11 protein-coding genes and 1 pseudogene are annotated in these 16,532 nt (G+C 44.4%); 2 read left to right on the top strand and 10 right to left on the bottom strand.

The annotated features are described in order from the left end of the window. Nucleotides 1-107: 107 nt before the first annotated feature. The 4 genes from ACS8FA_RS17050 to ACS8FA_RS17035 all read right to left on the bottom strand — a co-directional run bounded on the left by ACS8FA_RS17050 (nucleotide 108) and on the right by ACS8FA_RS17035 (nucleotide 7,508). Entirely contained in the window at nucleotides 108-1,718 is a 1,611-nt protein-coding gene (locus ACS8FA_RS17050; protein ID WP_439267311.1) for a carboxyl transferase domain-containing protein, read from the bottom strand. A 240-nt stretch (nucleotides 1,719-1,958) separates the two neighbouring features. Beyond that, nucleotides 1,959-3,734, bottom strand: coding sequence for an AMP-binding protein (locus ACS8FA_RS17045; protein ID WP_439267313.1), 1,776 nt, complete (start codon nucleotides 3,732-3,734; stop codon nucleotides 1,959-1,961). A 332-nt stretch (nucleotides 3,735-4,066) separates the two neighbouring features. Beyond that, nucleotides 4,067-5,824: an AMP-binding protein gene (locus ACS8FA_RS17040; RefSeq protein WP_439267315.1), complete on the bottom strand. Its 1,758-nt coding sequence runs from the start codon at nucleotides 5,822-5,824 to the stop codon at nucleotides 4,067-4,069. A gap of 427 nt (nucleotides 5,825-6,251) precedes the next feature. Continuing rightward, nucleotides 6,252-7,508, bottom strand: a complete 1,257-nt coding sequence (locus ACS8FA_RS17035; protein ID WP_439267317.1) for an FAD-dependent oxidoreductase — start codon at nucleotides 7,506-7,508, stop codon at nucleotides 6,252-6,254. A gap of 125 nt (nucleotides 7,509-7,633) precedes the next feature. Here ACS8FA_RS17035 and ACS8FA_RS17030 point away from each other — a divergent pair. Then, nucleotides 7,634-8,916 (top strand): annotated as a pseudogene (locus ACS8FA_RS17030) (IS256 family transposase). A 69-nt stretch (nucleotides 8,917-8,985) separates the two neighbouring features. Here ACS8FA_RS17030 and ACS8FA_RS17025 read toward each other — a convergent pair. The 5 genes from ACS8FA_RS17025 to ACS8FA_RS17005 form a co-directional block, all read right to left on the bottom strand. Next, nucleotides 8,986-9,594, bottom strand: coding sequence for a DJ-1/PfpI family protein (locus tag ACS8FA_RS17025; RefSeq protein WP_439264293.1), 609 nt, complete (start codon nucleotides 9,592-9,594; stop codon nucleotides 8,986-8,988). Between the two features lie 403 nt (nucleotides 9,595-9,997). Next, complete coding sequence (locus tag ACS8FA_RS17020; RefSeq protein ID WP_439264304.1) at nucleotides 9,998-10,729, bottom strand: amino acid ABC transporter ATP-binding protein; 732 nt, start codon at nucleotides 10,727-10,729, stop codon at nucleotides 9,998-10,000. 186 nt (nucleotides 10,730-10,915) lie between these two features. After that, nucleotides 10,916-11,584: an ABC transporter permease subunit gene (locus ACS8FA_RS17015; RefSeq protein WP_101205580.1), complete on the bottom strand. Its 669-nt coding sequence runs from the start codon at nucleotides 11,582-11,584 to the stop codon at nucleotides 10,916-10,918. Beyond that, nucleotides 11,581-12,327, bottom strand: coding sequence for an amino acid ABC transporter permease (locus tag ACS8FA_RS17010; RefSeq protein WP_057758328.1), 747 nt, complete (start codon nucleotides 12,325-12,327; stop codon nucleotides 11,581-11,583). The genes ACS8FA_RS17015 and ACS8FA_RS17010 overlap by 4 nt, the downstream gene beginning before the upstream one ends. 93 nt (nucleotides 12,328-12,420) lie before the next feature. Next, nucleotides 12,421-13,416 (bottom strand): glutamate/aspartate ABC transporter substrate-binding protein, encoded by a 996-nt coding sequence (locus ACS8FA_RS17005; RefSeq protein WP_439264290.1) that lies wholly within the window; start codon nucleotides 13,414-13,416, stop codon nucleotides 12,421-12,423. A 434-nt stretch (nucleotides 13,417-13,850) separates the two neighbouring features. On the opposite strand from ACS8FA_RS17005, the gene hslO reads away from it, so the two are divergent. Then, a complete protein-coding gene (hslO, locus tag ACS8FA_RS17000; protein WP_439264288.1) occupies nucleotides 13,851-14,831 on the top strand; it encodes an Hsp33 family molecular chaperone HslO in 981 nt (326 codons plus the stop codon). 84 nt (nucleotides 14,832-14,915) lie between these two features. Here hslO and ACS8FA_RS16995 read toward each other — a convergent pair whose 3' ends face one another. Next, nucleotides 14,916-16,409: a PGAP1-like alpha/beta domain-containing protein gene (locus tag ACS8FA_RS16995; protein ID WP_439264287.1), complete on the bottom strand. Its 1,494-nt coding sequence runs from the start codon at nucleotides 16,407-16,409 to the stop codon at nucleotides 14,916-14,918. Nucleotides 16,410-16,532: the final 123 nt, after the last annotated feature.

Raw genomic sequence — 16,532 nt, 5'->3', positions numbered from 1 at the left:
ATGTTAATACAAGATAACCAAGTGCAAAGACTAAGCGTAGATGTACAAATCGTACTTTAAATGAGGTTGACGCAGTAGTCGCTTATTATGGGGAGACCTTAGAACGCTTACATTCTAAAGACACCAAACGTCGTCTCTTCAATCGGCGCGTTATAAGCCGCGCTTAGTCCTAAAGCCAATACATTGCGCGTATCAGCAGGATCAATCACGCCGTCATCCCACATACGTGCGGTAGCATAATACGGATGACCTTGCTCTTCATACATTTCACGAATCGGCGCTTTAAATGCTGCTTCATCTTCATCACTCCACGCTTCACCTTTGCGATCAAAGTTATCACGTTTGACCGTTGCCAGTACTGACGCTGCTTGCTCACCGCCCATGACAGAGATACGAGCATTTGGCCACATCCATAAGAAACGCGGGCTATAAGCACGGCCACACATACCGTAGTTACCAGCGCCGAACGAGCCACCGACGATAACGGTGAATTTTGGCACTTTTGCATTGGCCACAGCCATTACCATCTTGGCGCCATGACGAGCGATACCTTCATTCTCGTATTTACGCCCAACCATAAAGCCAGTAATGTTCTGCAGGAATACTAATGGGATTTTGCGCTTACAGCACAGCTCAATGAAGTGCGTGCCTTTTTGCGCTGACTCACTGAACAGAATGCCGTTATTGGCAATGATACCAACAGGCATCCCTTCGATATGAGCAAATCCACAGACCAACGTCGTACCAAAGCGTGCTTTAAACTCATCAAAGGCACTATCATCAACGATACGTGCAATGATTTCTCTGATATCAAATGGCTTGCGCTTGTCCGTTGGAATCACACCATAGAGTTCTTTGGCATCGTAACGTGGCGGACACGGTGTGATTTGATTAGGGATATTTTTCGCAGGGCGATTTAGATGGCTGACGATGTTACGGGCAATCGATAACGCGTGCGTATCGTTTTGGGCTAGATGATCGACCACGCCTGATAAACGGGTATGTACATCACCACCGCCCAAGTCTTCTGCCGTGACCTCTTCGCCCGTCGCTGCTTTTACCAGTGGCGGACCACCCAAAAAGATCGTACCTTGCTCTTTGACGATAATAGATTCATCGCTCATGGCAGGCACATACGCACCGCCAGCCGTACAGCTACCCATAACCACAGCAATTTGCGGAATGCCTGCTGCACTCAGATTGGCTTGATTAAAAAAGATACGACCGAAATGCTCTTTATCAGGGAACACATCATCTTGGTTCGGTAAGTTTGCGCCACCTGAATCAACCAGATAAACGCACGGCAAATGGTTTTCTTGCGCAATCTCTTGGGCGCGCAGGTGCTTTTTGACCGTCATTGGGTAGTATGTGCCGCCTTTTACCGTGGCATCATTACAGACAATCATACACTCGATGCCATTGATACGGCCAATACCTGCAATCACGCCAGCCGCCGGAATCTCTTCGCCATACATATCATGTGCAGCCATCGGTGCCACTTCTAGGAACGGCGTGCCCACATCCAATAAACGCTCGACACGCTCACGAGGCAAGAGTTTGCCACGCGCTAGATGCTTGGCTCGTGCGCGCTCTGAGCCACCTTGGGCAACTTTACGCAAGTGTACATACAGGTCATCGACTATCTCTTGCATCGCGGCACTGTTTTGCTGAAAATCGCTTGAGTTTGGACTCAGTTTACTGGTTATGATAGCGCTCATGATATCCCTTTTTTTCTTATACATAGATAGATACGTAGATGTAAGTAGCTTTTTATATAAATGATACTAACTGCTATTTTTAAGCGTTGCTCACATATAGTCGATTCAATTTAAAAGTAGTACAAGGCAACCGAGTGCAGATGTATGTGTGATACTTCAAGCGAGGTTAACGCTGTAATACTTTTACAGTGAAATGAATATGGTTAGTCTTTTGTTTTTTAGAGTAGATAAGTAAGCTTACTACAAACCCAACTCTTCTTTCATTTGCTCAATGATTTTATATTTTTGAATTTTGCCAGTGATGGTCATTGGATATTCAGTCACAAATCGATAGTAAGTCGGCACTTTATAGTGAGCGATATGCTCGCTACAGAACTCGCGTACTTCCTGTTCAGTCAAGCAGCCAGGCTCTTTCGGAATAATCCACGCTGCCAGCACTTCACCATAACGCTCATCTGGTATACCCACGATTTGTACATCACGAACCTTTGGATGGCGATAGAGATAATTTTCAATTTCTACTGGATAGATGTTTTCGCCGCCACGAATCACCATATCTTTACTACGCCCGACGATTTTTACGTAGCCGTCTTCATCCATTGTGGCCAAGTCACCCGTATGCATCCAGCCATCTTGGATAGCCTCACGCGTTTTAAAACGACTGCCCCAATAGCCTTTCATCACGGAATAGCCTCGTGTAAGCAACTCACCCGTCTCACCCAGCGGGACAATCTCACCTGTTTCCGTATCAACGACTTTCACCTCAAGCGCAGGCTGTACCAGTCCTACCGTCGAGACCTGTTTATCAAGTGGCGTATGCTCATTGGTCTGGCAAGATACAGGACTGGTCTCTGTCATGCCATAGGCAATGGTGACTTCGCTCATATGCATCTTATCGATGACACGGCGCATAACCTCAATCGGACAGCTAGAGCCAGCCATGATACCCGTGCGCAGGGTAGACAAATCAAAGTTTTCAAATTCAGGATGGTCAAGCTCTGCGATAAACATCGTTGGCACGCCGTGCAGACCTGTACACTTTTCTTCTTCGACTGCTTGTAATACGGTCAATGGCTCAAAGCCATCGTTTGGATATACGATGCAACCGCCATGCGTGAGAATCGCTAGATTACCAAGCACCATACCAAAACAATGATACAAAGGTACTGGAATACACAGCCTATCCTCTTCAGTGAGATTCATGGCCTCACCGATGAAGTAGCCGTTGTTAAGGATATTACGATGGCTTAAGGTTGCACCTTTTGGTGTACCTGTCGTACCACTGGTGAACTGTACATTGATAGCATCGGTGTTTTTAAGCTGGGCTTGGCGCTCGGCAACACGCGGATCGTTGGCATCGCCCTCGCTCATCCACGCAGAGAATTTTTGCATAAAGCCAAATGTCTCGTCCGACTCTGGCTCATCAATCCAGATGATACGTTCAATCGTCGGAATCTCGACCAAATCAAGCTGAGTGTAGTCTTTATGGTAAATCTCAGGACATAGCTCACGGATTAAACTGGCATAGTCACTGGTTTTGAAATGACGCATTAGTACCAGCGCTGAGCAGCCCAGTTTATTTAGGGCATATTGCAACTCAAAAGTACGATAGGCAGGATTGATATTAACGAGGATAACGCCGACTTTTGCCGTGGCCAATTGCATGAGCAACCATTCAGCATTGTTGTGTGACCAGATACCAATACGATCGCCAATCTCTAGTCCCATTTCAATCATGCTACTGGCTAGCTGATTCACTTGCTGCTGTAGCTCACGATATGTCCAGCGGATATTTTGATGGCGGACGACCAATGCTTCGCGCTCAGGATATTTAGAAACAATAGCATCAAAAAAGTCACCGATTGTCGCTTCAATCAGCGGTACATCAGGACCTTTGTCATAGCTTTGAGTAAGTGGTGCATTGGCTGAGCATGCGCCCATATTGATACTAGGAATATTATTTAAAATAGTATCAAAATCAATTTGAGTCGCATCAAAATCAGAAGTTTGCGTCATAACGAGTCCTTTCGTTTTACTTTTTATGTGCTTATTGAGAGCTTGCGAGAAAACCTTCTTCCTTGACTAGGTTTTATATAGCATCCAGCTACTATAACGCCTTAAACGAAAGCCTGTCAACAATATCAATACGATATGTATCATTTAATTAGTCATCAATATTTCGTCTTAGTCCAAGGTAATATAGAATCATGGCAAATATTTGACACCAAAAAGCCAGCCCTATTATAAATAATAGGGCCGGCTTTTATATGAATGATGATGGGGATAACTAGACGTTACGATACATAGTTCTCTTATCCTTAGTAACGGCGACTGCCCATAGTCCTAGATTACTCTAGACCCAACTCTTCTATCATTTGCTCAACGATTTTATACTTTTGAATTTTGCCAGTCACTGTCATCGGATAGTCATTGACAAAGCGAAAGTAGGTCGGCACTTTGTAATTAGCAATGTGATTCTGACAGAACTGTCTGACTTCTTCTTCACTCAAACTGCCCGGCTCTTTTGGGATAATCCATGCGGCAAGCACTTCACCATAGTGCTTGTCTGGTACGCCTACAACTTCTACATCACGAATATTAGGATGACGATAGAGATAATTTTCGACTTCTACCGGATAGATATTTTCGCCGCCGCGAATGACCATATCTTTACTGCGACCCACCACAGTGATGTAGCCATCTTCATCCATCACTGCCAAATCACCGGTATGCATCCAGCCATCAGAAATCGCGGCGCGTGTTTTAAAGCGGCTGCCCCAATAGCCTTTCATCACGGCATAACCATAGGTCAGTAGCTCGCCCGTCTCGCCAATCGGGACGACATCACCTGTTTCAGTATCGATGATTTTGACTTCTAGTGCTGGCAACACCATTCCGACGGTAGAGACTCTTTTTTCGAGTGGCGTTTGTGAGCTGGTCTGGCAAGAAGCAGGGCTGGTCTCAGTCATGCCATAGGCGATAGTGACCTCGCTCATGTGCATCTTATCCATGACACGTCGCATGACTTCTATCGGACAGCTAGAGCCGCCCATGACGCCTGTACGCAGGCTAGACAAATCAAAACTATCAAAATCTGGATGATCAAGCTCTGCGATAAACATCGTCGGTACACCAAGTAAGGCGGTGCACTTCTCCTCTTCAATCGTTTGCAATACGGTCAGCGGATCAAAACCATCATTAGGATAAACGGCGCAACCACCATGGGTTAAAATAGCTAAATTACCACCTACCATGCCAAAGCAATGATAAAGCGGTAATGGAATACACAGCCTATCATCGCAGGTTAGCTTCATACCTTCGCCAAGAAAATAGCCATTATTGAGGATATTACGATGACTTAATGTGGCACCCTTTGGCGTACCTGTCGTCCCACTAGTAAACTGTACACTGATTGAGTCTGTATTTTGAAGCTGTGCTTGACGCTCTGCGACACGTGGATCGTTGGCATCACCTTCTGCCATCCATGCAGAGAATTTCTGCATAAAATTGAAGTCTTCATCAGAGTCTGATTCATCAATCCAAACGATACGTTCAATCGTTGGAATCTCAACCAGATCAAGCTGAGTATATTTTTTATGATAAATCTCAGGGCAAAGCTCACGAATCATTTGCGTATAGTCGCTGCTTTTGAAATGACGCATCAATACCAATGCCGAGCAGCCCAATTTATTCAAAGCATATTTCAGCTCAAAAGTGCGATAAGCAGGATTGATATTAACGAGGATAACGCCGACTTTTGCCGTGGCTAATTGCATGAGCAGCCATTCAGCATTGTTATGCGACCAAATAGCGATACGATCGCCAATCTCAAGCCCCATCTCAATTATACTACTTGCCAGCTGATTAACTTTCTGTTGTAGCTGTTGATACGTCCAGCGGATATTTTGATGACGAGAAACTAAGGCTTCACGTTCAGGATATTTCTCAACAATAGCATCAAAAAAATCACCGATGGTCGCCTCAATCAACGGCACATCAATTCCTTTATCATGGCTTCGGGTAAGCGGCGCATTTGCTGATCGTGCACCTATGTCAACTTTGGGAACAGCATTGAGAATACTGTCGAAACTGGTCAGCTGGGTCATAACGAGTCCTTTCGTTTTGTTATTTGATGTTGGTATTGCCATTTAACTGTTTATGTCAATCTATTATCGTAGAAAGTAGAAGTGCACTACTACAGTAAACACGATATTCTTCCTTGAATATCTTTTATCACTAGACATGATAGTCAAATCACACCCTAACCAATATAGCGCCTTAAATGAAAGCCTGTCAACAATATCAATACATTGTGTATCATTTAATTAGATAGCCTATATTTCTACTTAGTAAAAGGTAGCATAGAATTATGGCAAATATTTGACGCAAAAAAGCCAGCCACATCATAAGGAATGGGCTGGCTCGATCATCAATATTGTCTTTTAACTAAGTCCTCTAGAAAGTATCTAATAAAGGACATCACTTATAAATTATATGCTTTTATTAGTTTTTCAAAAGACGGTATTGCAACCATTATGCCTTAGGAACTGCAGGCGCTTTAATTGTTACTGTTGCGCTAACGGTTTCATTATCATCAAGCAAATCCATGATTAGCTCATCATCGCTTTCAGTCTTTACTTGCCAATTACCTGCTGCTTGCGGTACACCCGTCACCATCACAGAGATGGCTTTATTTTTTAGGCGAATCATTGGTGGCTTATGATCATAACCACTATGCTCATGACCTAAGATATCATCAGCGATAGTCGCAGCCTGCGCGCGTAATGGCGCAACATAACGACAAGCAACCCCATTGATAGACATACAGTCGCCGATGGCATAGATATTCGCTGCATTGGTACGCAACGTCGCTGCATCCACCACGATACCCGTACGGCGATCGAATTCCACACCAGCCGCCGCAGGTAATTGCTCATCGACTGTCAGACCTGTACTGGCAATCACATGATCTACAATTAGTGGTTCGAGCGGCTGAGTATCAGTATTATCTGTATCCGATGATAACGGTGCATAGTCCACTTGTAGCTTCTCGGCATCTTCGCTGTCATTATTATTGTCATCGTCATTAACACGAGTGACAGCTGATACTTGATAACCACCTAAGAATTGAATACCTTGCGACTCGATCGCTTTGGCTATACGTGCGGTCGCTTTGGCTGGTAGCATCTGCGAAAGCGGTGCATCGTTTAGATCAATAAGCGTTACTTTATGACCAGCTTTAAGCAGGTCTTCTGCGATTTCTGTACCCACCATACCAGCACCAACGATCGCAATATGTTGGCTACCTGTTGCTAGCTTTTCTTGTAGCTGACTAAAACGCTCGATGTGATTGACATGCCAGACCAAATCTTGCGGCAGACTTTTAGGGAAGATAGGATGCGCGCCCATCGCTAGCACCATTTTCTCATAGCCAATAGTCGTCAGCGCATCATCTGACTGTGCAGTAGAGCGCACCTGTACAGTTTGGCTCACTGGATCGATATCTGTCACTTGCGTATTGGCTAACAACGTCACTTCTGCTGTGTTCGCCGCTTCGCTACCAGATGCTCGTACCAAATCTGATGCTCGTTTGTTTTGGCTGATTGCCATCGTCAACATCGGCTTGTGATAACGGTCGCCACTATCAGCCGTGATTAATGTGATTGGAATCTCTGTGTCTTTGGCACGAATGGCATCAATGACATGCCAGCCTGCCAGTCCTGCACCAATAATGACCACACCTTTTTTTGATGCTGTGCTCGTTGCTACAGATGGATTTTCTACGCTCATATAAACTCCAAGATGGTTTATGAATTATTTTAATTATCAAAAATATTGACCGCTATTGTATCAGTAAACGGGAGTTTCCTAAAAACTGTGTAACTGCTTATAATCCATTAACAGGAGAATAAGCAATGACTACTCAATCTGACATTAAGAAACTGGCCGAGCAAATGGCTGGTAGCATGAAAAGCTTTGATGACATCAAAGACTTCCAAAAGCAGCTCATGCAATCCTTTATCGATACTGCCTTAGAGGCTGAGATGGAAGACCATCTCGGCTACCCCAAGCATGAGAAAGCAGATAAACCAAACAAGCGCAACGGACACACTAAAAAGACCGTCCGCAGTGACACAGGCGATCTTGAAATCTCTACCCCAAGAGACCGTGATAGCAGCTTTGAGCCTGTACTCGTTAGTAAGCATCAAACCCGTATCTCAGGTCTCGATGACAAGATCATATCGTCACTACAGGCATAGCCTTCCGTCTTGCGCTTCGGGCAAGTGTGCCCCACACACTTGCTTATCCTCGCTCATACGCCAAGGGTCAAACCACCACCGAGATTGTAGAGAGCATTAAAGAGCTCTACGATGTCGACATCTCAAGCTCTCTTGTCTCAAGAGTCACCGATAACATATTAGAGGACATCACTGCTTGGCAGAACCGGCCGCTGAGCAGTGTTTATCCTATCGTCTATTTGGACTGCATCGTCGTGAAGATACGTCAAGACAAGCAGATCATCAACAAAGCCATTTACCTAGCCCTAGACATCAATCTTAGCGGTAAGAAAGAGCTGCTTGGTATGTGGCTCTCAGAGAATGAAGGCGCTAAGTTCTGGCTAGGTGTTCTTACCGAGCTTCAAAACCGTGGCGTACAAGACATCTTAATCGCTTGTGTTGACGGTCTAAAGGGCTTCCCTGATGCCATTAACACCGTCTATCCAAAGGCACAGGTTCAGCTGTGTATCGTACACATGGTGCGCTATTCAATGAAGTTTGTGCCGTGGACGGATAAAAAGGCCGTAGCGGCTGATTTAAAGGCCATCTACGGCGCTGATACGCTTGAGATAGCTGAGGCTAATCTTGAGCACTTTGATGAGGTGTGGGGTGATAAGTATCCGCATGTGGTTAAGTCTTGGCGCAATAACTGGGAGGGCTTAACGGTGTTCTTTAATTACCCTAAAGACATCAGAAAAGCCATCTATACCACCAATGCTATTGAGTCATTGAACAGCGTGATTCGAACAGCGGTGAATAAGCGTAAGGTGTTCCCATCTGATCAGGCAGCATTTAAAGTGGTGTACTTAGCCACCCAGCAGGCATCCAAAAAGTGGTCGATGCCAATCCGTAACTGGACGTCTGCTCTTAATCGCTTTATGATTATGTTTGATGATCGTATAAGCAGGCATTTAATCTAAATGGCAGTTACACAGAATCTGAGATGGGCTCCAGTAAACAGCCATTCACTCACCTATCTAACAATTCACTTAATCAATATCGAACTCCATGCGATGTGCTGTTGCACGCATGGTTTCACTATCTATTAACTTCTTTATACAGTATAGACTTGCGTGAATGCCTGCACTTATCCCCGCTGATGTGATGATATTACCAGTATCATCACTAGCATCTACAAAACGCGTATGCGAGATCACATCGATATCAGGATAGGATGCTAAATTATCCAAATCCATCCAGTGCGTGGTTGCTGACTTACCAGTTAGCAAACCTGCCTTAGCCAATAGCAATGCTCCCGTACACACTGAAAGCGTCAGCTCTGCCAAACTTGCTTGAGTGATAATCCAATCAATTACCACCTTATTATATATTTCTGTTTTTTCGGCACCGTATCCACCGGGGACGATTAAGACATCAATGTCTGGATGATTGGCAAAACTATAGTCAGGAATGACTTGTAGACCATTCCTAGCGGATATCGTTGCTTGGTTCTCGGCAATAGTGATAACCTTAAAGTGCTTATCATCACTAGAACTGGCAGCATTTTCAGCCAACGAAAACACCTCAAAAGGTCCTGCAAAATCCAATACTTCTACTTCATTGAATAGTAGTATGCCGACGGTTCGTTTTAGCGTCATATTCAATCCTAATTAAGTTAATAACGTTAAATTAAATTAAACTCATCTATATTATGACTACTATCTTTTCAAACTTGTTTGATTAATCAGATGAACCATTTCATCTACCTTTGCCGTTTGCGATTTCTCTAATCCTGCGACTATTCCCGCTCTATTTTCAGCAGCTTTATAGTCTCAAAGCTATCTTATTTAAACACCTTGAGAGTAAACATCATAGGCTCTAAATCGTTTTTCAAATAGTTATACAAAAAAAGCTCAATACAAAGCGCCCTATTAAAGATAGCGTTTAACTGTCTTTAATAGGGCGCTTTATATAATTATTAGTAGTGGAAAGAAAAGTAATCTTTAGAACATGTTTTTATCTCAGAAATACTGCTATAAACAATCGTAAATCAAAGTGTATTTAATGATTTAAAATCTTCGATAAGAACATCTGCGCACGGCCACTTTTCGCGCCTTCAAAAAACTCATCTTTACTACAGTTTTCTACGATATGCCCTTCATCCATAAAGATAATACGATTGGCCACCTGACTGGCAAAGCCCATTTCATGCGTCACGCACATCATGGTCATACCATCACGAGTCAGCTCAACCATCACATCTAGCACCTCTTGAATCATCTCAGGATCAAGCGCGGAGGTTGGTTCATCAAATAGCATTGCGACTGGATCCATGGCCAACGCTCGTGCAATCGCAACACGCTGCTGCTGACCACCAGAGAGCTCCGCTGGATATTTCGCCGCTTGTACCGTCAGACCAACACGGTCTAGATAGGCCATCGCTTTTTGTTTTGCCTCAGACTCTTTACGGCCCAACACTTTGATTTGCGCCACGGTCAAATTATCAATAATAGTCAAATGTGGAAACAACTCAAAATGCTGAAACACCATGCCGACACGGCTACGTAACTTAGGTAAATTAGTCTTTGGGTCACCGACAGAGATACCATTGACCATGATGTCACCCTTTTGAAAAGGCTCAAGTCCATTAACTGTCTTAATCAATGTCGACTTACCACTGCCCGATGGACCACAAACAACAACGACATCACCTTTATGTACATGCGCCGTACAGTCAGTCAGTACTTGAAAGTCTCCATACCACTTACTGACATTAGATATCTCGATGACCATCTCATCACTAGCATGACCACTATTGGTAACCAGCCCGCCAAAGGCATTTAAGTACGTATCAGCATTGCTCATCACTGGCTCCTAACCACATTATTTTCGATAATCATTATTTAAAAAAGGTAAATCAAATACTCAAGCTCTCAACATTCAAAAGCGCAAGCGATAGGTCTATTAAAATACGCTCAATTAAAACCGCAAACGCTTTTGTAATTGTTGCACACCAATAGAAGCACTTAAGCTAATCACAAAATAGACAGCACCAGCACCTAAGATATACGGCGTGAGTAAGCCCATTAGCTCACCGCGAACGTAGGCTGCGCGGAAAAAGTCTGTCAAACCAATGGCAAATACCAGCGTCGTATCTTGGAATAAAATAATACATTGTTGCAAAATCAATGGCAGCATCTTACGAAAGGCTTGTGGCAAGATGACCAGACGCATGGTCTGCCCATAAGTCATACCGAGCGCTTTGGCCGCATTGACCTGCCCGCTACCAATCGATTGAATACCAGCACGTACCACTTCTGAGAAGTAAGCCGCCTCAAACATCATAAAGGCGACCACACAAGAGGCAAACGCAGCATCGAGTTGCAGGTACTTACCCGCTACCCAAAGATAAATCATCGGTACGGCGAAATAAAACCATAGCAGTACTAGTAGCAGTGGCACAGAGCGGAAGTAATTGACGTATAGCTTGGCTGGAATCTCAAGCGCTTTGATACCTGACAAGCGCATCAATGCCAGTACAGTTCCTAAACTGATACCGCCTAAAATAGCCAAAAACAGTACTTTTAAGGTGGTAAGCATGCCACCCATCAAACCAGGATAGGCTGTTGCCAATTCGGTCATATTCATTTCTGACCTCCCGCAATAAGCCCAGGCACACGCAATTTACGTTCAATCAATCCCATAATAGCGATTAAGGATAAGTTGAAAACCAAGTAAATAATCGTCGCATAAGTATATATCTCGATACTATTTTGAGTATATTCGCTGATGGTTTTGGTTTGGCTAATCAGCTCCATTACCCCCACTAACGAGGCCACAGAAGCGTTTTTGAAACAGTTGGTTAACTCAGAGCTGAGCGGTGGCAAGATAATACGAAATGCCTGCGGTAGCAGTACTTCTTTATAGACTTGTGGAATGCTAAACCCTAACGCGTAGGCCGCATTGATTTGTCCATCTGGTAATGACTCAATACCCGTTCGTACCTGTTCAACGATACGAGCAGCGGTAAATAAGCCCAAACCGATACTGGCTGATAACATGGCTGAAGTATTCGGAGACAAGTCCTTATACCACCATTCTTGTATCGTCGGCGTGAGCCAGCCAGGGGCGATATAAAACCAAAAGAACAGTTGAACAAGCAGTGGAATATTACGAAAAAATGTCACATAAGCCGTACCGATTGCACGAGCGGTCTTGTTGGGCAAGGTACGCATGATACCGAAGATGGTACCGACGACCATCGCGATAGCCCATGCGATACTGCCAATCAATAGCAGCCAGCCAAGACCAGTGATCATCCAATGGATATAGAGCTCGTTGCCAATACCAGTCTGCTCAAAGAGCACACCCCAGTTCCAGCTATAATTCATGGTTGTCTCTCCGAGCAACGATTGATAAGCCTATACGTCAAATAAAATACTGGCTATCTGAACGCGTAAGCAAGCTATGTTGAAGGACAATGATTACTGTGCAGTCGCCACTTTTGGTTGAGAACTGTCATGCGGACTGGCAATCAATGCTTTTAAGTTGTCAGACATCTCAAAGTTTAGATTGACGTTCTTTGGTGGAATTGGGTTTAAGAACCATTTGTCATAGATACTATTAATCTCACCTGAGCTGAAGACATTGGCCAAGGCTTCATCGACTACTGCTTTGAACTCAGGGTCGTCTTTACGCATCATGCAGCCATAAATCTCAAACGATTGCGGTGTACCAACGATGACCCATTCATCAGGATTTTTTGCTTTGGCTTTTTCGCCAGCGAGCAGCACGTCATCCATCATAAAAGCATCAGCACGACCATTCTCTAGCATTAAGAAGCCTTCGCCGTGGTCTTTTGCAGAGATAATGTTGGTATCCATCTGATTGTCATCATTATACTGACGAATATAACGCTCTGAAGTTGTCCCTGCGGTCGTCACAAGCGTCTTACCTTTTAGATCTTCAAAATCTTGGATACCGGAATCATTTTTGGTCAATAGACGTGTGCCGATTTCAAAGAAGCCATTTGAGAATGCCACTTGCTTTTGACGCTCTTCGTTGTTGGTGGTTGAACCACACTCAAAATCCACTGTGCCATTTTGTACCAATGGAATACGAGTTTGTGACGTGATTAGGTTATAGCGCACGTTGAGGTCTGGCATGTTGAGCTTTTGCTTGACCGCTTCGACGACTTTCATCTCTAAATCATGCGCATAGCCAATCGGCTGATTTGGGTCATCAGCGATATAAGAAAACGGAATAGAGGAGTCACGGTGACCAACCACAATGGTGCCAGAGTCTTTGATTTTTTGTAGCGTGCCGTTAGTGCTTGCTGCGGCTTCTGTGGTGGTCGCGTCATCTGTTGCTGCCGCATCAGTGGTCGTTTGACTGCTGTTATTACACCCTGCTAGACCAAGCGCCATAAAAGCAGCCAGAGTCAAGGGCTTGGAGAAAAACTGAGAAGATAGATAGCTCATGAGATACATCCTTTTATCACATTATCATAAGATTAGATGAGTGCTTGGACGACATAGGTCTTATTAACTAGCCTTAATGACGCGCATCCATGCGGTTGTTGCTATTGTTTGTCACAATGCAACGTAATGTTACTGTACAACAAAATCGATGCTCATGGTGAACTATTTTTAATAGAATCACTATTTATGAATATATGAATTTTCTACCTTTAGATAAGCCGCTTGTCATTACCATACCACCCTATCTGTATGCAGTGCCTCAACGACTATTTTGCCGACTGCCTACTTGTCATATCTTTGAGTCTTTTATGTAAAATAAGCTGAGTTATCTAGAGAATGTTTTGGGCAAACGGTAAAACAGCATCGCAAAGGTGATTGATAAATTGGCAGCAATCCCCATAAAGCTAACAACTTCTTAATACTACAAATGACTTATGACACAAGATACTCAAGTCCCAAATACGGGCAGCCAAACCACTGGCCATCATAGCGATAATGACGTACGCCAACGCTTCTTTATCGAAGATTCGCCTGTACGTGGTGACGTTGTGCGCCTATCACGCAGCTACGCGAGCACCATTGCTCAAAAGCCTTACCCTGAAGCCATCAAACGCTTATTGGGCGAGATGCTGACGGCAGCGAGTTTGCTAATCAGTACGGTAAAAATCAACGGCCGCCTATCTATTCAGTTGCAATCATCAGACAGTGACAGCTTACTAAACTGGGCGATGGCGGAATGCGATCAAGACGGTATCATTCGTGCGCTTGCTAGCTGGAAAGGCGAGACGGATGAGCAAGTACAAGCGTGGGACAAAATGACCCATGCCAAAGAAGCGTTTGCTGAACTTGGTGCGATGGGACAAGGCGTATTGTTTATCAATATTCAGCCTGATGGCGGTGAACCATACCAAGGTATCGTTGAGCGTAGCCATGACAATCTAGCGGATTGCTTAGCGCATTATCAAAAGCAATCAGCACAGATTCCAACGTTGATTAACTTGGCATCTGATGGCCTGCAAGCTGGTGGTATCTTGGTGCAAATGCTGCCGCGCACTGCTGAAGAAACGTCTGAAGTTGAGCAAAACCAAGATGCGGGTATCGATGATGATTTATGGACACGCTTGTCTGTATTGACGCGCACGGTAAAAGCAGAAGAACTAACGACACTGGATGCTAACGAAATCCTTTATCGCTTGTATCACGAAGAAAACATCGTTGCCCCTGAGCCTGCGCCTCTATCATTTGGTTGCACTTGCTCACGCGAGAAGTGTGAAATGGCAATCGAGCAAATCGGTGAAGCAGAAGCGTTAGATATCGTCGAAGAGCAAGGCGGTACATTTGAGATGGATTGCGGTTTCTGCGGTGAAGTCTATAAGTTCAATAAAGATAATGTAGCAGCGATATTTGCTGAGTAAGTTTTCTTACTTCCTATAAATTATTGTTTATAAAAAAACCCTCAAGCGTCATGCCTGAGGGTTTTTGTTTTTATCATTAAATCACTACACCGCTACATCTAAACTTCTAGGATAAGAGTGTATGCGCGGACGTCCGGCATAGTCACTTCGACCATTATCAAGTAGCCATTCAACCACTTGTTCGCGTACTCGTCTACTATGAATTAAGTTCATATGATTAACACCATAAAATATGGCTTTATGACCATCTGGCACAAACAAAGCATGCTCGGCATCATCCTCGCCCAACGCTGAAGCCACTGATACCAAACTGTCTCCGAGCAGATCCGTTACCTTAGAATCATAATGCGTCTCAAGCAAAGCACTGGCGACAAAGTAAGTTTTAATACCACTTGGCAGCCGTGCAGGATGGCGGAAGTCTTGTGGTAGGACGCTACGCCCTTCTAATGCTTTCCAATCTGCATCACGAATACTGCCATGACGTAGATCAATGATACCGGCACTGCGCATATCACCGAGCTTGGCTAGTGAGCCTGCAAACGGCAGCTTGGCAATGATGTCTTGCACATAATTACCGATACGCTCAAGCACTGCCCCATGATGCGGCGAACCTAGCGTGATAAGGTTGCCTACGCGTTTTATCCAGTCTAGGCGATCTTGCTCCCCATAAAACAGTGCACTGCGAGAGACCAAGCCGCCCATACTATGTCCAACCAGATCTATCTGACTGATATTTGGGTTGTCATCGACCAGCGCTTGTAGCAATTCAGAGAACTTACGGCCGCTACGAGAGATACGGCGACCTGTGTTGTAATCCAAATACAGCACCGTGGTATCAGACTGGCTGATATGAATGGCCTCACCTAAATCATTATCCGCTTGGGCTTGCCAGCTTAAATGACTCATGCATAGACCATGGCACAAAATAGCGATACGGCCTGATAGCACTTCATTCTGTGGTTTGCCATCTTGAGTGTATAGCATCATCGGAATGGCGAGCGCATTTTGATTATTGACCAGATGATCACCCATGACACCATTGAGTACATTAACCAGCTTTTTTAGCGAGTCTGGTAGTGGCTGCACTGACTTTTGGAGAATCAGGTTTTTGTATATGCGTAGTACAGACGCCAGATTATTACCGACCATTTGCATGACATGACGTATCGTGCCATAGATACGTCCAGTAAATCCGCGCGACCATTTATTTAAATGTTTGTCATTGAAGCGGCCTAGCGGACGCAAGATAACTTCACGGTGAATAGCTTCTACGATTTCTGTAATCTCAACCACACCCATAGTGGCAAGCTGCGCCAATCCTTCAAAAAAATCAGCCAAAGATACAGGTGTTTTGTTGATTTCATCACTGTCATCCGAATCTGCTAGTAGCTTAACCAGTTCATCCATATCGATGGCTTCGAGTTGGTCGATTTGCTCGTATAGATGACTGTGTAGCGTTACACTCGCATCGGGGACAAAATGCGCATCGAGCTCATGGTGAGTACGAGTATAGCTGCGATCATTTTGAGCGTCGCTGTCACTAACACTGTCGTTATAAAACACCTTTGGACTGCTCATAATATTTGCACATTCAGCGAAAAAAGTAATGGTCTATATTATCCTGTAACGGCAGCAAAGAGAAGTGAATGGTTTGACTTTAGAGTGGGATGACGACTAGCAGAGTCAGATAGTTGATAGACG

It is taken from the genome of Psychrobacter sp. 1Y1, assembly GCF_051847395.2.
Lineage (GTDB): Bacteria > Pseudomonadota > Gammaproteobacteria > Pseudomonadales > Moraxellaceae > Psychrobacter.
Note: the sequence above shows the minus strand (reverse complement) of the source record. Positions and strands in the feature narration are given on the sequence as shown.